Here is an 18,771-nt window from a genome sequence, read left to right on the forward strand (position 1 = left end):
TTTAAGCCGCACAATGCCGCTTAGAGCGGGTAGCACGGACAGAAGAGCAAAGCGTCCCGCGGCAAGGACAAAAACGCCGGGAGCGTTTTTGAACAACGCAAAGCGTTGGCCCGTTTACGGGCGCACCTCAGGGATGAGGTGCGTATTCGCGCGGGCCGAGCGCGCAGGGAGGCCTTGAGCGACTTTGCGATCTGTCCGTGCTACCCGCTCAGGCACTTTTCCAGCAGCCTTTAGCCTACCTTTATTCAAATCCCACTACTGGATGCGGCTGATAAACCGTCTCCAGCTCGGCAATCTCCTCGGCGCTCAGATCGACCTCCACCGCCTTTACCAGATCCGCCAGCTGCTCGGCGCGCGAGGCGCCGATAATCGGCGCGGTCACGGCCGGCTTATGCAGCAGCCAGGCGAGCGCCACCTGCGCGCGACTCACCCCTTTCTGCGCCGCGATCGCCTCGACGCGCTGCGCGATGGCCGCATCGTTCTCTTCCGTCGCGCTGTAGAGCGTCTTGCCGAACTCATCCGACACCGAGCGCGCGGTGGTTTCGCCCCACGGACGCGTCAGACGACCGCGCGCCAGCGGACTCCACGGCAGCACGGCGACATTCTCCGCCTGACAGAGCGGGTGCATCTCGCGCTCCTCTTCGCGCTGAATCAGGTTGTACTGATCTTGCATACTGACGAAGGGTGCCCAGCCGTGCTGACGCTGGGTATAGAGCGCTTTGGCGAACTGCCAGGCGTACATGGAAGAGGCGCCGATATAGCGCGCTTTACCCGCCTTCACCACGTCGCTTAACGCCTCCAGCGTCTCCTCCAGCGGCGTCTCGTAATCCCAGCGGTGGATCTGCAGCAGATCGACATACTCCATATCGAGACGCTTCAGGCTGTCGTCGATCGACTGCATGATATTGCTGCGCGACAGCCCCTGCGACAGATTGCTGAGCGGGAAGTAAACCTTAGTGGCGACCACGATCTCATCACGACGCGCATACGCCTTGAGCGCCCGGCCGACAATCTCCTCGCTGCTGCCGTCGGAGTAGCTGTTGGCGGTATCGAAAAAGTTAATGCCTGCGTCGAGCGCCTGCTGGATCAGCGGGCGGCTGCTCGCTTCCGGCAGCGTCCAGGCGTGACGGCCGCGGTCCGGTTCGCCAAAGGTCATACAGCCGAGACAGAGACGGGAAACCTGAAGATCGGTATTGCCTAACTGCGTGGTTTTCATGAAAGCTCCTGCTATGCATTAACAATCGGTTAAGCATAGCAGGAGAGCGGGGCAGGGAATTTACTCGGCGAGCCAGTCGCGGATCTGCTGCTGAATGCCTTGCGCATCCAGCTGATAGTCGTGACGCACCTCATCCTGCGTGCCCTGCGGGATAAACTCATCCGGCAGGCCCAGATTGAGCACCGGCACGCGCAGGCGCTTCGCCATGACCGTCTCGTTGACGCCGCTGCCCGCGCCGCCTTTGATGGCGCCTTCTTCCAGCGTCACCAGCGATTCGTGACTCTGCGCCAGCTCGGCAATCAGCGCCTCGTCGAGCGGCTTCACGAAGCGCATATCCACCAGCGTGGCGTTAAGCGCTTCCGCCGCTTCCGCCGCCGCCGGCAGCAGCGTGCCGAAATTGAGGATCGCCAGCTTCTCGCCCTGGCGCTTCACCACGCCTTTGCCCAGCGGCAGGCTCTGCAGCGGCGTCAGCTCGACGCCGACCGCGTTGCCGCGCGGATAGCGCACCGCGCTCGGCCCATCCTGATAGTGATAGCCGGTGTAGAGCATCTGGCGACATTCGTTTTCGTCGCTCGGCGTCATGATCACCATCTCTGGCACGCAGCGCAGGAAGGCGAGATCGAACGCGCCCTGATGCGTCTGCCCGTCGGCGCCGACGATGCCGCCGCGATCGATAGCGAACAGCACCGGCAGCTTCTGGATCGCCACGTCGTGGATCAGCTGATCGTAGGCGCGCTGCAGAAAGGTCGAGTAGATCGCCACGATCGGCTTATAGCCGCCGATCGCCATGCCGGCGGCGAAGGTCACCGCATGCTGCTCGGCGATCGCCACGTCGAAATACTGCGACGGATAGCGGCGCGAAAACTCCACCATGCCGGAACCTTCGCGCATCGCCGGCGTCACCGCCATCAGCTTCGCGTCATCCTGCGCCATCTCGCACAGCCAGTTGCCGAAAATTTTCGAGTAGCTCGGCAGGCCTTCGGCGCTCTTGGGCAGCGCGCCGCTGGCGGGATCGAACTTCGGCACCGCGTGCCAGGTGATCGGATCCTCTTCGGCGGGCGCGTAGCCTTTGCCCTTTTTGGTCATGATATGCAGGAACTGTGGCCCTTTCAGGCTGCGCATGTTGTTCAGCGTGGCGACCAGCGTCAGCACGTCATGGCCGTCTACCGGGCCGATATAGTTAAAGCCCAGCTCCTCGAACAGCGTGCCCGGCACCACCATGCCTTTCAGATGCTCCTCGGTGCGCTTCACCAGCTCTTTGATCGGCGGCAGCCCGCCCAGCACGCGCTTGCCGCCTTCGCGCAGGCGCGAATAGGTCTTGCCGGAGAGGATCTGCGCCAGACGATTATTCAGCGCGCCGACGTTCTCTGAGATCGACATCTCGTTGTCGTTAAGGATCACCAGCATATCGGGCTTGATGTCGCCCGCGTGGTTCATCGCCTCAAACGCCATGCCGGCGGTGATCGCGCCGTCGCCAATAATGCAGGCGGTGCGACGGCCCAGCCCTTCGCGCTCCGCCGCCGCCGCCATGCCGAGACCGGCGCTGATCGACGTCGACGAGTGGCCGACGCTCAGCACGTCATATTCGCTCTCGCCGCGCCAGGGAAAGGGGTGCAGGCCATTTTTCTGACGGATGGTGCCGATGCGGTCGCGACGGCCGGTCAGGATTTTATGCGGATAGGCCTGATGACCGACATCCCACACCAGATGATCGAACGGCGTGTTGTAGACGTAATGCAGTGCGACGGTCAGCTCGACCACGCCCAGACCCGAGGCGAAATGGCCGCTGGAGCGGCTGACGCTGTCCAGCAGGTATTGACGCAGTTCGTCGCACAGCGCCGGCAGCGACTCTTTCGGCAGAGCGCGCAGCTCCTCAACGGTGCTGGCCTGCGCCAGTGTCGGGTATTTTGCAATATCAAAACTCATCAGAGACTCATTATGGAAGTTATTTGTCGCGTTCAATTATGAAGCTTGCCAGCGCCTGCAATGCTGTGGTGTCTAACGATTGCGCCGCAAGAATGTCCAGCGCGCTCAGCGCCTGCTGGTGAAGCTCTCTGGCTTTCGCGCGGGCGCTTTCCAGCCCCAGCAGCGACGGATAGGTGCTCTTGTCGAGATCCTGATCGGCACCCTGTTTTTTACCGGTTACCGCGCTGTCGCCGACCACATCCAGAATATCGTCCTGTACCTGAAACGCGAGGCCGATAGCGTCGGCATAGGTGTCCAGCGCGGGCAGCGCGGCGCGTCCGCGTTCGCCTGCCGCTAACGCGCCAAGGCGCACCGCGGCGCGGATCAGCGCCCCGGTTTTATGGCGGTGGATCTGCTCAAGCTGCGTCAGCCCGACGCGCTGGCCTTCCGCCGCCAGATCGAGCGCCTGACCGCCGCACATGCCGGCGACGCCGCTGGCGCGCGCCAGCTCGGCGATCATCGCCAGTCGACAGGCGTCGCTGACGCCCGGCATCGGCTCGTCGGCCAGAATAGAGAACGCCAGGGTTTGCAGCGCGTCGCCCGCGAGGATTGCGGTATCTTCGCCATACTTAATATGACAGGTCGGCTGGCCGCGACGTAACGCATCGTCATCCATCGCGGGCAGGTCGTCATGGATCAGAGAGTAGGCGTGAATGCATTCAACGGCGGCGGCGGGCGCGTCAAGGCTCGCCGCGTCGGCGCGCAGCATTTCGCCGGTGGCGTAGACCAGAAAAGGACGCAGGCGTTTACCGCCTAATAATGCCCCATAACGCATGGCATTAACCAGAGGAGAACTCTGAAAGGGCAGCGGCGCTAAAAAGCGCGACAGCGCCGCGTTTACGCGTTCCGGGTAAACGCTCAGCAGGTGAATAAAATCCATTAACTGTTTTCCGGCGTGAAGGCGCTGAGATCGGCGTCTTTATCGTCGCTGAGCAGAATGCGCACGCGCTGCTCCGCCTGTTGTAGGGTTTGTTGACCGTTGCGCGCCAGCTGGACGCCGCGCTCAAACTCATTCAGCGCCTCTTCCAGCGGCAGCTCGCCGCTCTCCAGTCGGCTGACGATCTGCTCCAGCTGCTGTAAGGAGGTTTCAAAACTGGCAGGCTGTTCGGCTTTTTTCGGCATATTCAGTGTCGACTCACGTGTAAGACTTTATCTCGTAATCGGTCATGGTAGCGGAGAGCGTTTGATTAGCAAAATAATCAATGTGACTGCGGTTGCAGAAGCAGTCATCTGACAAAGGTGATATACTCTCGCGCCTCGGATGCGGATGCGCCCTTTAGCCCGCAATATTTGTGATTTTACCAGCTAAGTGCTGCTCGCTCGCACTTATTTGCCCAACGAATTCGTGTCGCCATGAAGTTTATCATCAAGTTATTTCCTGAAATCACCATCAAAAGTCAGTCGGTGCGACTGCGCTTTATTAAAATTCTCACCAGCAATATCCGCAACGTGCTGAAAACCGTTGGCGAAGATATCGCCGTGGTGCGTCACTGGGATCACATTGAAGTGCGTTCCAAAGACGAAGGGCTGCGCGGCGTGATTGTCGATGAACTCACGCGCATTCCCGGTATTCATCACGTGCTGTCGGTGGAAGACCGCAGCTATACCAGCGTGCACGACATCTTCGAGCAGACGCTGGCGCTCTACGGCGACAGCCTGCAAAACAAAAGCTTCTGCGTGCGCGTTAAACGACGCGGTAAACATGAGTTTAGCTCGCAGGACGTAGAGCGCTACGTCGGCGGCGGGCTTAATCAGCATATCGCCAGCGCGAAGGTGCAGCTCAACAAGCCGGACGTCACCGTGCATCTCGAAATCGACGACGATCGCCTGATGCTGATCACCGGCCGCTACGAAGGGCTGGGCGGCTTCCCGATCGGCACCCAGGAAGATGTGCTGTCGCTGATCTCCGGCGGCTTCGACTCCGGTGTCTCCAGCTATATGCTGCTGCGCCGCGGCTGCCGCGTGCACTATTGCTTCTTTAACCTCGGCGGCGCGGCGCATGAAATCGGCGTGCGCCAGGTGGCACACTATATCTGGAACCGCTTCGGCCGCTCGCATCGCGTGCGCTTTGTGGCGATCAACTTCGAGCCGGTGGTGGGCGAGATTCTGGAAAAAGTGGATGACGGCCAGATGGGCGTGGTGCTGAAGCGCATGATGGTGCGCGCGGCGTCAATGGTCGCCGAGCGCTACGGCGTGCAGGCGCTGGTAACCGGCGAAGCGCTGGGCCAGGTCTCCAGCCAGACGCTGACCAACCTGCGCCTGATCGACAACGCCTCCGACACCCTGATCCTGCGTCCGCTGATTTCGCACGATAAAGAGCACATCATCAAGGTGGCGCGCGAAATCGGCACCGAAGATTTCGCCAGCACCATGCCGGAATATTGCGGCGTGATCTCGAAAAGCCCGACGGTGAAAGCGGTGAAGGCGAAGATCGAGGCGGAAGAGCAGCATTTCGACTTCGCTATTCTGCAGCGCGTGGTGGAAGAGGCGAGCAACGTCGATATCCGCGACATCGCCGAGCAGGCCGAAGAGGAGGTGGTGGAAGTGGAAACCGTTGACTCGTTCGGCAGCGACGACGTGGTGCTCGATATTCGCGCCATCGACGAGCAGGAAGACAAGCCGCTGACGCTGCAGGGCACCGAGGTGAAATCGCTGCCGTTCTACAAGCTCAGCAGCCAGTTCGGCGATCTCGATCAGAGCAAAACCTGGCTGCTCTACTGCGATCGCGGCGTGATGAGCAAACTGCAGGCGCTCTACCTGCACGAGCAGGGCTTTAAAAACGTAAAGGTTTACCGTCCGTAAGCTGCGCGCGCCGTCGGCAATCCCCTGTGGGCGCTGCCGACGGCGCGCTGCGCGCTATTCGCTGTAATCGTAGATCCCCGGCGCCAGCACCAGCTGCGACGCCACTTCCGCCGCTTTCTCTTTGCCTGCCAGCAGATCGATCAGCTTGAGCGCGAAATCCATCGCCGTGCCTGGCCCCTGGCTGGTGAGCAGATTAACGCGCGGATCCCACACCACGCGCCGCTCCATCCACTTCTCCGCCGGAATGGTCTCTTTTAAGCCGGGAAAGCCGGTCATATTGCCGACCGGGAAGAGATCGTGCGGCACCAGTACGGTGCCGGCCGCGGCGCAGATCGCCGCGACGATGCGGCCGGAGAGATGGCACTGGCGCACGGTTTCCACCAGCAGCGGACTGTCGCGAAAGGTCTGCGCGCCTGTTAGCCCGCCCGGCAGCACGATGGCCGCATAGTCGTTATCGGCCACCTCCACCAGCGGCGCGTCAGCCAGAAGGCGCACGCCGCGCGAACAGTGGATCTCACGCGTGCCGTCGCTCTCGACGCTGGCGGTGACCACTTGCAGGCCGCCGCGCACCAGCAGATCGATGGTGGTGACCGCTTCGGTCTCTTCACTGCCATGCGCGAGGCAAACCAGTACTGGCATGTTCGCGGTCATAATGGGACTCCTTGCGTTTAACTAACTCATAAAGCCGGGTGTTTTCCGGCAGCGCGATGCCCTGCGCGCGAGCGCGCCGCAGCAGAAAACCGGTAATGTAGTCGATTTCGGTCAGGCGCTGCGCCCGCACGTCCTGCAGCATTGACGAGGTGTTGGCCGCCGTGGTCTCAATCACGTTGTAAACAATGTCTCGCAGGCTGTCGGCGGTAATGTGCTGACCTTCGCGCTCCATCACCCAGCTCAGCTCCTGACAGAGCAGATCGATCTGCTGCGGCCAGGCGCGCAGCGCGCCGTTCTGGCAGTCGTGCTCGACGGTGAGCGGATTGATGACGCAGTTAACCGCCAGCTTGCGCCAGCAGGCGGCGCCGATGTTGTCATGCCAGGCGACGTCCGGCAGCGCCGCGTGCAGAATATCGGCGAGATCGCTCCAGGCGGCGCTTTTCCGATTGGCTGGCCCGATATGGGTGATGCCGCTGGCAACATGCTTGATCACCGTACCGTCACGCATCGCCGCGTGGGTGGTGATGCCGCGCAGCAGCGGCTGGCTGAGACCTTTTAGCTCATCCAGCGTGCCCATGCCGTTGTGCAGCAGCAGCACTGGGCAATCGTCCGACAGCACGCTCTGCAGGTTGCGCACCGCGGGCGACACCTGCGGCGCCTTGAGCGTCACCAGCAGCAGCTGGCTGTCGGCCAGAAACAGCGGATCGTTGGCGATAAAGGTGTGGTTGCTCACCTTGCCCTGGTAATCGATAACGTTAACGGAACAGTAGGGCTGCGGCACGCGCAGCCATCCCTGCACCTCATGGCCCTGGCGTGCAAGCGCGGCGAGCCAGATCTGGCCGATGGCGCCGCAACCCAACACGGTAATTTTCATACTGCCTCCCGCATCCGGGGTTGTCGTTTGTTCTTACTACACAGCGATAAGTATAGCGTTGTGCGCAGCCTGATTTTGTTTAGTGCGGCAAGACGCGTATTATGCATGTCACTTTAGCGTCAGGAGAAGAAGAGATGCCATCTTTCGATATCGTTTCCGAAATCGACATGCAGGAAGTCCGCAACGCGGTCGAAAATGCCAACCGTGAATTAACGACCCGCTTCGATTTTCGTAACGTAAGCGCCAGTTTTGAGCTTAACGAAAAGAATGAAACCATCAAAGTCACCAGCGAATCTGATTTTCAGGTGAAACAGCTGGTGGATATGCTGCGCGAGAAAATGCTCAAGCGCGGCATTGAGGGCGCTGCCCTGGATATCCCGGAAGAGATCGAGCACAGCGGCAAGAGCTGGAGCGTCGATGCCAAAATGAAAAAGGGCATTGAGACAGAAGTGGCGAAGAAAATCGTCAAGCTGATCAAAGAGAGCAAGATCAAAGTGCAGACGCAGATTCAGGGCGAGTCGCTGCGCGTGACCGGCAAGTCGCGCGACGATCTGCAGAGCGCGATGGCGCTGGTGCGCGGCGGCAACCTTGGTCAGCCGTTCCAGTTTAAAAACTTCCGCGACTGATCCCCCCTTTTAACGTGCGGCGTCCTGCGCGCCGCACGCTTTTCACCCAATCCTGCTCTATATCAACACGGCGCCCGGCAAAGTCGCGCACATTTCTTCAGAAGCCTGTCTACTGGAGAGACGAATCATGAAAACGATGAAAGCCGCCGTAGTGAAAGCCTTTGGTCAGCCGCTGGAGATTGAGCAGGTGCCGGTGCCGCAGGTCGGGCCAGGCCAGATCCTGGTGAAAATCGCCGCCACCGGCGTTTGCCATACCGATCTGCACGCGGCGGAGGGAGACTGGCCGGTCAAACCGACGCCGCCTTTTATTCCCGGCCATGAAGGCGTTGGCGAGGTGGTGGCGCTCGGGCCCAATGTGACCCATCTCCGCCTGGGCGATCGCGTTGGCGTTCCCTGGCTCTACTCGGCGTGCGGCCACTGCGAACACTGCCTGGAGAGCTGGGAGACCCTCTGTCTGAGCCAGCAAAACGCCGGCTACTCGGTTAACGGCAGCTTTGCCGAATATTGCCTCGCGGACGCGAATTACGTCGGCCTGCTGCCGGATAACCTTGAATACGCCGAGGTCGCGCCGATCCTCTGCGCCGGCGTCACCGTCTATAAGGGACTGAAGATGACCGATACCAAACCAGGTGACTGGGTGGTGGTGTCCGGCATCGGCGGGCTGGGGCATCTGGCGATCCAGTATGCCGTGGCGATGGGGCGCAACGTCGCGGCGGTCGATATCGACGACGATAAACTGGCGTTCGCGCAGCGTCTCGGCGCCAGCGTGGTGGTTAACGCCCGCAAGGCGGATCCGGCGCAGGTCTGCCATACCGCCTTCGGCGGCGCGCATGGTGCGCTGGTGACCGCCGTTTCGCCCACGGCGTTTGAACAGGCGATCGGCACGCTGCGGCGCGGCGGCACCATGGTGCTGAACGGCCTGCCGCCCGGCAAATTCGATCTCTCTATCTTTGATATGGTGCTGGACGGCATCACCGTGCGCGGCTCAATTGTCGGCACGCGCAAAGATCTGCAGGAGGCGCTCGATTTTGCCGGCCAGCATAAGGTCAAGGCCAGCGTCGCCGTAGAGCCGCTGAGCAATATCAACGACATTTTCAACCGCATGCGCGCCGGTAAAATCGAGGGGCGCATCGTGGTGGATATGTCGCTCTGAGCGGCAAGGTAAAAAGCAAAAACCCGGCGCAGGCCGGGTTTTTTATGCGACGAACGCGCTTAGCTGCTGGCGAGCAGCGCCTCCAGCTCGGGACGGCTGGTGACCTTGCTGTCGATCTTGATATAGGCGCTTTTCTCTTCCGGCACGATCAGCACGGCTGAGACGCCCGGCTGCGCCTTCAGGCGCTGTTCCAGATTCGGCACCGCCAGCGCGTTGTCGCTCAGCACGATGCGCAGGCTGCTGACGTAGGGCGGCTCCTGCATGGTCATGGCGACGAACAGCCAGATCGCGGCGACGATGGCGCCCACCAGAAACACGGTCTGCGCGTCAAAATGACCAAACACCCAGCCGCCGAGGCTGCCGCCAATCGCCACGCCGATAAACTGGCTGGTGGAATAAAGTCCCATCGCCGTGCCTTTGTAGCCCGCCGGCGACTCTTTGCTCACCAGCGAAGGCAGAATCGCCTCCATCAGGTTAAAGGCGAAGAAGAAAAGCTGCACGCCGATCACCAGCGTCCAGAAGTGGCCTTCCGCGCCCCACAGCACAATCTCCGCGATCACGATCAGCCCGACGCAGGCGACAAAGACCCGCTTCATGCGGCGCTTCACCTCGGCGTAAATAATAAAGGGCACCACGCCGACAAAGGCGATCAGCATCGTTACCAGATAGATTTTCCAGTGCTCGGAGGCGGGCAGGCCCGCCTGCTCGAACTGGCCGGGCAGGGCAACGAAGCTGGACATCAGCAGGATATGCAGGCAGAGAATACCGACGTTGAGTTTAATCAGGCGTGAATTGCCGAGCACCTTGCGGAAGCTGCCTTTCACCATGCCCGATTCGCGATTCAGCACGTGGTTAGGGGCATTGGGCACCACCAGCAGGGTGATCACGATGCCCAGCGAGGCGAGGATAGCGATCATCCAGAACAGCGCGTGCAGGCCAAGCGCATGGGTAACGATTGGGCCGATGACCATTGCGATGGCGAAGGTGACGCCAAAGCTGATGCCAATAAAGGCCATCGCCTTGGTGCGGTTCTGTTCACGGGTTAAATCAGAGAGCAGCGCCATGACGGCGGCGGCGATGGCGCCGGAACCCTGTAGCGCGCGGCCCAGAATAATGCCCCAGATCGAGCTGGTGGTGGCGGCGATAATACTGCCAAGAACGAACAGCAGCAGCCCGCCGACAATCAGCGGCTTACGCCCGATGCGATCGGAGAGCAGGCCAAAGGGGATTTGAAAAATCGCCTGCGCCAGACCGTAGATGCCGATCGCCAGGCCGATAAGCGTTTCACTTGCACCCTGAAGCGCCATGCCGTAGGTGGTTAACACCGGCAGGACCATAAACATGCCCAGCATTCGCAGGGAAAATACCGTACCCAAACCCCATGTGGCGCGTCGCTCCACCGGCGTCATTTTATTATCGTTCATTCCAACCTCTGTAAGTTTGCCGCATCTATTTTAGGGAGCAGGGGAGGGCGGGTAAAACAATAGTGTTTAAGAAGTGGTAACAAAAAGAAAGGGCGCGAAATCGCGCCCTTAGCATGCTATTGCCGTGCGGTTTTACCACACATAGGTCAGCAGATCTTTCGACGCCGGGGCCATGAAGTCGACCGACATCATCACGCTCAGCGCGGTGATGGCGACGATAGAGAAGACGAACAGCTTACGTGCCCAAACGCGATCGTTTGAGGTTTTGTAACCTGACAACGCCATTCCCAGCCACCAGACGCTCACCGCCGCCGCGACGACCAGATATTTATAGCCCGCGTAGCCGCCCAGCGTCAGCATCAGCGTGGCGATCATAAACGCCAGAATGTAGAGCGTAATATGATTCTTCGCCACGGAGATGCCTTTCACCACCGGCAGAACCGGGATGTTGGCCGCCTGGTAATCTTTGAAGCGGAAGATGGCAATCGCGTAGGAGTGCGGCATCTGCCACAGGCTAAAGATCGCCAGCAGGATCAGCGCGCCGGCGTCGAACTGACCGGTGACGGCGCAGTAGCCAATCACCGGCGGCGCGGCGCCTGACAGGCTGCCAATCAGCGTCCCGTAAACCGAGTGACGCTTCATGTACAGGCTGTAAATACCGACGTAAACCACGAAGCCCATGACCGCCAGCCACATGGCCAGCGGATTGGCGCCAAAGTAGAGCAACGCAAAGCCAGCAATACCCAGCGCGGTAGCATAAATCAGGCTTACTTTCGCGGAGATGAGGCCTTTAACCAGCACTCGATTCCGGGTTCTCTCCATCTTCACGTCGATATCGCGGTCGATCACGTTGTTAAAAACACAACCTGAGGCGACAACCAGCGATACGCCGATCAGCGAGGCGAGGAACAGGGCGTAATCGATGCTGCCTTTCGAGGCCAGCAAAAATCCGCCGATCACAGAAATTAAATTCCCGAAAATAATTCCTGGTTTGGTTACTTGCAGGTATTGCTTAATCATTACGCGACTCTTTAGCGAACCATCATGTTGTAGTTGAGGTTCCACATAATCCACAGCGAGCCCACTACGACGATCAGAATAATGACCGCCGAGAAGACGATGGCCACCATGTTCCAGCCGCCTTCGGACTTGGTGTCCAGATGCAGGAAGTAGATCAGGTGAACAACGACCTGGATAACTGCGCAGGCAACGACAACGCCCAGCGTCATACCCTGGGATGACCCGCCGCTCATCACCATCCAGAACGGAATACCGGTCAGGATGACAGAGAGGATGAAGCCGATCATGTAGGACTTCACGCTGCTGTGCGGAACAACATTTCCGTTAGCTGAATGACTCATTACATGACCCCCATCAGATAGACAATGGTAAACACGCAGATCCACACCACATCCAGGAAGTGCCAGAACAGGCTCAGGCAGAGGATGCGCGTATGGTTAGTCGACGTCAGTCCACGTTTGGCGATCTGGAACATCAGCACCAGCATCCAGATCAGGCCGCAGGTCACGTGCAGACCGTGGGTGCCGACCAGCGTAAAGAAGCCGGACAGGAAGCCACTGCGGTTCGGGCCGAAGCCCTCTTCGATCAGATGATGGAACTCATAGATTTCCATGCAGATAAAGCCAAGACCGAACAGGAAAGTCAGCGCCAGCCAGCTGAGCACCGAGCTTTTCTTGTCGTGGTTCATGGCGATAACCGCCATGCCGTAGGTGATGGAGCTAAGCAGCAGCAGCGCTGTTTCGCCCAGCACGAACGGCAGTTCGAAGATATCTTTGCCTGACGGACCGCCGGCAGTGCTGTTGACCATGACTGCATAGGTCGCAAACAGGGTTGCGAAGATAATGCAGTCACTCATCAGGTAGATCCAGAAGCCAAAGACTTTATTGGCTCCTGCATCGTGATGCCCATGCTCCGCATGGGCGTCGTGGTGGTGTTTTGTCAGAGTTTCAGTTGACATTATTTCAGACCCGCTTTGCTGATATCGTCAAAGTGCTGCTTTTCGATCTTCTCAATCTCGGCAACCGGAACGTAGTAGTCCACGTCTTCGTCGAAGCTCTTCACAATCCAGGTCACGATCATGCCCAGGAAGGAAAGGCCAGCCAGCCACCAGATATGCCAGATTGCGGCAAAACCGAATACCGTTGCGAAGGCAGCGATCACGATAGCCGCGCCACTGTTCTTCGGCATATGAATCTCTTCATATTTCGCCGGCTGCTGATACGCTTCGCCTTTCTCTTTCATTTCCCAGAACGCGTCGCGCTCGTGGATATGCGGGATAGTAGCGAAGTTGTAGAACGGCGGCGGTGAAGAGGTTGCCCACTCCAGCGTACGGCCGCCCCACGGGTCACCGGTCAGATCGCGGTTCTGATGACGGTCACGCACAGAGACGTAGAACATGGTCAGCTGGCAGATGATGCCGCAGGCGATCAGGCCCGCACCCACAGCGGCGACAACCAGCAGTGAGTGGAACTGCGGATCGATATCCTGGCTCAGACGACGGGTCATACCCATGAAGCCCAGGATGTACAGCGGCATAAACGCAACGAAGAAGCCGATGATCCAGAACCAGAAGGCGCGTTTGCCCCAGGTTTCGTTCAGGGTAAAGCCGAAGGCTTTCGGGAACCAGTAGGTCACGCCGGCCATACAACCGAATACCACGCCGCCGATGATGACGTTATGGAAGTGCGCAATCAGGAACAGGCTGTTGTGCAGCACGAAGTCCGCGCCCGGCACTGCCAGCAGAACACCGGTCATACCACCTACAGAGAAGGTGACCAGGAAGCCCACGGTCCACAGCATGGCAGAGTGCATCACGATGCGGCCCTGATACATGGTGAACAGCCAGTTAAAGATTTTCACGCCGGTCGGAATCGCGATGATCATCGTCATGATGCCGAAGAAGGCGTTAACGTTCGCGCCCGCACCCATGGTGAAGAAGTGGTGCAGCCAAACGATGAACGACAGTACGGTAATGGCGATGGTTGCCCACACCAGCGAGGTGTAGCCAAACAGACGCTTTTTCGAGAAGGTCGCAGTGACTTCAGAGAAGACGCCAAACACCGGCAGCACCAGGATATACACTTCCGGGTGGCCCCAGACCCAGATCAGGTTGACGTACATCATCATGTTACCGCCCATTTCATTAGTAAAGAAATGGAAGCCGAGGTAACGGTCAAGCGTCAACAGCGCCAGGGTCACGGTCAGAACCGGGAACGCAGCGATGATCAGGACGTTAGTGCAAAGAGAAGCCCAGGTAAATACCGGCATTTTGAACAGGTCCATGCCCGGCGCACGCATCTTCAGAATGGTTACGAAGAAGTTGATGCCGGTCAGCGTGGTCCCGATACCGGAAAGCTGGAGACTCCAGATCCAGTAATCGACCCCGACGCCAGGACTGTACTCCGCGCCAGACAGCGGCGGATAGGCCAGCCAGCCGGTCTGTGCAAACTCGCCCACGCCCAGAGAAAGGTTAACCAGGATCACACCGACCGCGGTAAACCAGAAGCTCAGGTTGTTCAGGAACGGGAATGCCACGTCGCGCGCACCGATTTGCAGCGGTACCGCGATGTTCATCAGACCGACCACGAAAGGCATCGCCACGAAGAAGATCATAATCACGCCGTGCGCGGTAAAGATCTGATCGTAGTGGTGCGGTGGAAGTATGCCGGCTTCCCCAGCGGAAGCCATTACCTGCTGGGTACGCATCATAATCGCATCGGCAAAGCCGCGCAGCAGCATGACGAACGCCATGATGATGTACATGATACCCAGTTTTTTGTGGTCGACGGAGGTGAGCCACTCCGACCACAGGTACTGCCATTTACCAAAATAGGTGAGGGCAGCGATGATTGCCAGACCACCAATGATGATCCCGGCAACCGTAACCATGATAATCGGCTCATGGTACGGCACTGCATCCAGTGTTAATTTTCCGAACATCGTATTATTCCTCGGCTCCCGCGGAAGCGGTGTGACTCATGTCCATGCCTTCGTGCTGCGACATGTCCATCTTCCCGTGGCTGGTCATGAACTTAGCGATGACTTGCTTGAACAGTTCAGGATTCGCTGAAGAGAAATATTCCACCGGATGATTTTCGCTTGGCACCGCCACTTTCTCGAAATCTTCCATGGTGGTCAGCGTGTTAGGCGCCGCTTTAACTTTGGCGACCCACTGCTGGAATTCCGCATCGTCCTTGGTTGCAATGGCTTTGAACTTCATACCAGAGAAACCGCGACCACTGAAGTTCGAAGAGATACCGTCGAACGTTCCTGGCTCATTGGCGATCAGGTGCAGTTGGGTCTGCATGCCCGCCATGGCGTAAATCTGGCTGCCGAGCGTCGGAATAAAGAAGGAGTTCATCACGGAGTTGGAGGTAATTTTGAAGCTCACCGGCGTGTTAGCCGGGAAAGCGATCTGGTTAACGGTCGCAATACCCTGTTCCGGGTAGATAAACAACCATTTCCAGTCCAGCGCCACCACTTGGATCTCAACCGGTTTCACGTCAGAGGCCAGCGGTTTGCTTGGCTCCAGCGCGTGGGTCGATTTCCAGGTCAGCACGCCGAGGAAGAGAATGATCAGGATCGGAATGGTCCAGACCACGGCTTCAACTTTGTTAGAGTGTGACCAGTTAGGGCTGTACTTCGCTTCAGTGTTGGATGCACGATATTTCCATGCAAACATCACCGCCATCAAGATTGCGGGAATAACGACGATCATCATTAAGCCGAAGGCTGTCAGAATCAACGAACGTTGCTCAAGTGCAATCTGTCCCTTGGGATTTAACAACGCATTATCGCAGCCACTCATTAACAAAGTGCCTGCGATTAATGACAAAATCCCCAAACTTTTATTGTATTTCCTGAGTCTCATTTAACGACCTCAATGACAAAGGGCTTATTGTCGTTTAAGTGTGCGCGCATTTTACGGGAAGGTTTATGCAGTGTAAACCAGCATAAGGATGTGTCAGCAGCGTGTTGACACCTTTTGCTAAGGGTGTCACAGATGTTGCCTGGGGTGACAAATTATTAACTGCGACAAGCAGTTGGCACTAATATAACAAAAACCGATGAAAGTATCCTTAAAGAAATCAGGGAAAGAATAAACCTTACTTTTGATGCTCAATTATTTAACAAATCTGCATCATTTGTGTGATGAAAATTATACAAAATAATTGCTCACCGGTTTTTAATATATTGGCTAAACGAGCAGTCGCGATCTTAATATTTCCAGGAAAATAACACGCGATGACAAAGTTTAACTTTTGCCGCCCGAAAAGGCGGCCTGATTTACTTTCGTGATGAAATCATACCTGGTGTTAATTACCGCGGCTGGCGCGCCGCGGAGGCGCTGCGCTGCGCCAGCACGTCCAGCGTAACGCCGCCGCACACCGCCAGCGCCAGCAGCGCCATGCCCGCCTCAAACAGCCCGCCAGGCTGGCCCTCAAGCTGCCACCCTCCCAGCGCCTGACAGGCCAGCGCCGTCAGCCAGAGCGCAATAAGCGCGCCGCCCACGCAGAACAGGCGCGTCGTCCAGCGATAGGCGACGGCAAAGCGGGTGCGTGGGAAAAAACGCTCGCTTTTCTGCGCCGCATCAAGCGTGCTGCGGCACAGCAGCAGCAGCAGCAGGCCCGGCAGCGCCGCCAGCACGGTAAAGGCGTAGAAGGTAGGCCAGCCCCAGAGTTCCACCAGCCAGCCGGCCGCCGGGCCGACATAGACACGGCCCACCGCCGAGAGCGCCGAGAGCAGGGCGAACTGCGTCGCGGAGAAAGATTTGTTGCACAGGGTCATTAACAGCGCCACAAACGCCGCGGTGCCCATGCCGCCGCACAGATTCTCGACAAAGACGGCGCTGGCCATGCTCCATAAATGGTGCGGCGTCACCGCCAGCAGCCAGTAGGCGAAGTTCGAGACCGCCTGCAGCACGCCAAAAATCAACAGGGCGCGGAACAGGCTCAGGCGCTGCATCAGCACGCCGCCGTAGAGCGCGCCGATAATCGTCGCCAGCAGGCCGAGCGTTTTGTTGACCAGCCCGACGTCGCCGGCGTTGAAACCGACGCCGCGAATTAAAAAGGTGGTGGTGAGCGAGGCGGCGAAGGCGTCGCCGAGCTTATACAGCACGATCAGGGTGATAAGCAGCCAGGCGTTGTCGCGCTGGAAAAAATCCCGTAGCGGCAGCGCGACCGCGTCGCGCAGGGAGTGCGGCGCGGCAACGCGGCTGTCGGGCTCTTTCGCCATCAGGGTAGCGATCAGCGCGGGCGCCATCAGCAGCGCCATCAGCCAGTAGGTCGCCTGCCAGCCGAGATAGCGATCCGCCAGCCACAGCGCCAGCCCGCCGGAGACCAGCATCGCCAGCCGATAGCCCAGCACGGTAATGGCCGCGCCGCTGCCGCGCTCTTCCGGCGGCAGCACGTCGGTTTTCCACGCGTCGAAGACGATATCCTGCGAGGCGGAGCAAAAGGCGACCAGCACCGCCAGCGCGGCGAGCAGCGTCAGGTCGCGCCCTGGCTGCATAAAGCCCATCGCCACAATCCCGCCAATTAGCGCGATTTGCGTCAGCAGCAGCCAGCCGCGTCGTCGTCCGAGAAACGGCGGGGTAAAGCGGTCCATTACCGGCGACCAGAGAAATTTAAATACGTAGGCCTGACCGACCAGTGAAAAAAAGCCGATGGTCTTCAGGTCGACATTTTCCACCGTCATCCACGCCTGCAGCGTGCCAGCGGTGAGCGCCAGCGGCAATCCCGAAGCAAAGCCCAGCAGCAGTAACACGGCGGCATTTCGTTGGGTGAAGATACGGAGATAATGATTCATGCGGATCCTGAAGCAGTGCCCGGCAGCGCGCCGGGCACAGGGTGCGGCGGATTAGTGCGCGTTCTGCTTAATGAAGTTGTTGATGCTGGTGTCCTGCGCCATGTCGGCGATGACATCGCCCAGCGTCGAGTTCACCGCGTTGGTGATCTTGTCGTTGGTCGCGCTGAACGCGCCTTCTACGCTGTAGGTCTGGCGGTAGTTTTTCACCTGCTTATTGCCGTTTTTCGCGGTGGCGATGATCGAGATATCCGCTTTAGTGGTGATGCTGTAGCGCACATTGCCCTGAGTCACGTCGGCATAGAGGTTGTTCACCACGATCTGCAGGTCGACCGCGCCGTCAGGACCAATCATATAACCGCGCGCGGTCATCTGCTTCTCCAGCACCTCCTGCAGCAGGAAGCGCAGGTCGCGCGATGGCGTCAGGGTCACCAGCTGACCGTCGCGATTCACTTTCGCCAGCGCCTGATCGCTGCGCTGATCGGCGCCGTTAATGCTGACGGTGACGCCCATCAGGCTCGGGTCCTGCTGCGGCAGCTCGATTTTCGGCTGAATGGTCAACGTATTGCTGTTAGTGGCGCAGCCGGCCAAAATGAACGCGGCCAGCAGGGGAAATAACAGTTTTTTCAACATGCTTCTTCTCGTTAATGTTGTGGGTTGGTTTGCAAAAACTGCGGCCATCATAGCACTGCGCGGCAGTGAAAAAAGCCCTGGCCAGGTGTAAATTCGCGGTAAACGCCTTTTTTATCCGCCTGCTCAAAGCGGCCTGTTGATCGCCTCTCTCGCTGCGCTATGATGCCGTCTGGCTTAGACAACCGCGGAAATATTTTCACACATCTGTGCGGTTGCGCCTGAAAAGCTACTAATATTTAACCAGATGGGGCACAGCGCTCGCCATTGAGGAAAAAACAATGATCCGCGAACAAATCGAAGAGAAGCTGCGCCTGGCTTTCCAGCCGGCACATCTGGAAGTGCATGACGAAAGCTACCGCCACAACGTGCCGGCAGGATCGGAGAGCCATTTTAAAGTGGTTATCGTCAGCGATCTGTTTGTCGGCCAGCGCTTTCTGGCGCGCCACCGCGCCATTTACGGCGAGCTGGCCGCTGAGCTGGCGGGCAGCGTGCACGCGCTGGCGCTGCACACCTACACCCTCAAAGAGTGGGAAGGGCTGCAGGATACCGTGCTGGCCTCCCCGAACTGCCGCGGCGCCGGCACCCTCGCCTGAATTCCCCTT

18 protein-coding genes are annotated in these 18,771 nt (G+C 58.8%); 4 read left to right on the plus strand and 14 right to left on the minus strand.

All coding sequences use genetic code 11. The features are described 5' to 3' along the window. Positions 1-241 precede the first annotated feature (241 nt). From B2J69_RS10790 to xseB, 4 genes are read right to left on the minus strand one after another with little or no spacing between them, the layout of a single operon-like run. Entirely contained in the window at positions 242-1,216 is a 975-nt protein-coding gene (locus tag B2J69_RS10790) for an aldo/keto reductase (protein WP_081139294.1), read from the minus strand. A gap of 60 nt (positions 1,217-1,276) precedes the next feature. Then, on the minus strand, positions 1,277-3,142 hold the full coding sequence (gene dxs / locus B2J69_RS10795) for a 1-deoxy-D-xylulose-5-phosphate synthase (protein WP_081139295.1): 1,866 nt from the start codon (positions 3,140-3,142) through the stop codon (positions 1,277-1,279). Between the two features lie 19 nt (positions 3,143-3,161). Continuing rightward, positions 3,162-4,061 (minus strand): (2E,6E)-farnesyl diphosphate synthase, encoded by a 900-nt coding sequence (gene ispA / locus B2J69_RS10800; RefSeq protein ID WP_081139296.1) that lies wholly within the window; start codon positions 4,059-4,061, stop codon positions 3,162-3,164. Further along, positions 4,061-4,303 (minus strand): exodeoxyribonuclease VII small subunit, encoded by a 243-nt coding sequence (gene xseB / locus B2J69_RS10805; RefSeq protein ID WP_081139297.1) that lies wholly within the window; start codon positions 4,301-4,303, stop codon positions 4,061-4,063. The genes ispA and xseB overlap by 1 nt, the downstream gene beginning before the upstream one ends. Positions 4,304-4,534: 231 nt before the next feature. Between xseB and thiI the strand changes: the two genes are divergently transcribed. Further along, positions 4,535-5,983: a tRNA uracil 4-sulfurtransferase ThiI gene (gene thiI / locus B2J69_RS10810; protein ID WP_081139298.1), complete on the plus strand. Its 1,449-nt coding sequence runs from the start codon at positions 4,535-4,537 to the stop codon at positions 5,981-5,983. A gap of 54 nt (positions 5,984-6,037) precedes the next feature. On the opposite strand, the gene yajL is transcribed toward thiI, so the two are convergent. Further along, on the minus strand, positions 6,038-6,634 hold the full coding sequence (yajL, locus tag B2J69_RS10815) for a protein deglycase YajL (protein WP_081139299.1): 597 nt from the start codon (positions 6,632-6,634) through the stop codon (positions 6,038-6,040). Next, positions 6,588-7,508 carry a 2-dehydropantoate 2-reductase gene (panE, locus tag B2J69_RS10820; protein ID WP_081139300.1) on the minus strand — a complete coding sequence of 307 codons (921 nt, stop codon included), beginning with the start codon at positions 7,506-7,508 and terminating at the stop codon, positions 6,588-6,590. Before panE ends, yajL begins: the two co-directional genes overlap by 47 nt. Positions 7,509-7,642: 134 nt before the next feature. Between panE and B2J69_RS10825 the strand changes: the two genes are divergently transcribed. Next, positions 7,643-8,134 carry a YajQ family cyclic di-GMP-binding protein gene (locus B2J69_RS10825; protein WP_081139301.1) on the plus strand — a complete coding sequence of 164 codons (492 nt, stop codon included), beginning with the start codon at positions 7,643-7,645 and terminating at the stop codon, positions 8,132-8,134. Between the two features lie 127 nt (positions 8,135-8,261). Continuing rightward, entirely contained in the window at positions 8,262-9,287 is a 1,026-nt protein-coding gene (gene adhP, locus B2J69_RS10830) for an alcohol dehydrogenase AdhP (protein WP_081139302.1), read from the plus strand. Positions 9,288-9,346: 59 nt separating this feature from the next. Here adhP and B2J69_RS10835 read toward each other — a convergent pair whose 3' ends face one another. From B2J69_RS10835 to B2J69_RS10870, 8 genes are all read right to left on the minus strand, one after another. Continuing rightward, positions 9,347-10,711 carry an MFS transporter gene (locus B2J69_RS10835; protein ID WP_081139303.1) on the minus strand — a complete coding sequence of 455 codons (1,365 nt, stop codon included), beginning with the start codon at positions 10,709-10,711 and terminating at the stop codon, positions 9,347-9,349. A 132-nt stretch (positions 10,712-10,843) separates the two neighbouring features. After that, entirely contained in the window at positions 10,844-11,731 is an 888-nt protein-coding gene (gene cyoE / locus B2J69_RS10840; RefSeq protein WP_081139304.1) for a heme o synthase, read from the minus strand. 11 nt (positions 11,732-11,742) lie between these two features. Then, complete coding sequence (locus B2J69_RS10845; RefSeq protein ID WP_081139305.1) at positions 11,743-12,072, minus strand: cytochrome o ubiquinol oxidase subunit IV; 330 nt, start codon at positions 12,070-12,072, stop codon at positions 11,743-11,745. Further along, positions 12,072-12,689, minus strand: a complete 618-nt coding sequence (locus B2J69_RS10850; protein WP_081139306.1) for a cytochrome o ubiquinol oxidase subunit III — start codon at positions 12,687-12,689, stop codon at positions 12,072-12,074. Before B2J69_RS10850 ends, B2J69_RS10845 begins: the two co-directional genes overlap by 1 nt. Then, positions 12,689-14,671 (minus strand): cytochrome o ubiquinol oxidase subunit I, encoded by a 1,983-nt coding sequence (gene cyoB, locus B2J69_RS10855; protein ID WP_081139307.1) that lies wholly within the window; start codon positions 14,669-14,671, stop codon positions 12,689-12,691. The genes B2J69_RS10850 and cyoB overlap by 1 nt, the downstream gene beginning before the upstream one ends. Before the next feature lie 4 nt (positions 14,672-14,675). Beyond that, positions 14,676-15,602 (minus strand): cytochrome o ubiquinol oxidase subunit II, encoded by a 927-nt coding sequence (gene cyoA / locus B2J69_RS10860; protein WP_081139308.1) that lies wholly within the window; start codon positions 15,600-15,602, stop codon positions 14,676-14,678. A gap of 449 nt (positions 15,603-16,051) precedes the next feature. Then, positions 16,052-17,539, minus strand: coding sequence for a muropeptide MFS transporter AmpG (ampG, locus tag B2J69_RS10865; RefSeq protein ID WP_081139309.1), 1,488 nt, complete (start codon positions 17,537-17,539; stop codon positions 16,052-16,054). Between the two features lie 51 nt (positions 17,540-17,590). Next, positions 17,591-18,169: a lipoprotein gene (locus tag B2J69_RS10870; protein WP_081139310.1), complete on the minus strand. Its 579-nt coding sequence runs from the start codon at positions 18,167-18,169 to the stop codon at positions 17,591-17,593. A gap of 278 nt (positions 18,170-18,447) precedes the next feature. Between B2J69_RS10870 and bolA the strand changes: the two genes are divergently transcribed. Continuing rightward, positions 18,448-18,762, plus strand: coding sequence for a transcriptional regulator BolA (bolA, locus tag B2J69_RS10875; RefSeq protein ID WP_081139311.1), 315 nt, complete (start codon positions 18,448-18,450; stop codon positions 18,760-18,762). Positions 18,763-18,771: the final 9 nt, after the last annotated feature.

Origin of the sequence: Pantoea latae (genome assembly GCF_002077695.1) — a bacterium.
Lineage (GTDB): Bacteria > Pseudomonadota > Gammaproteobacteria > Enterobacterales > Enterobacteriaceae > Pantoea > Pantoea latae.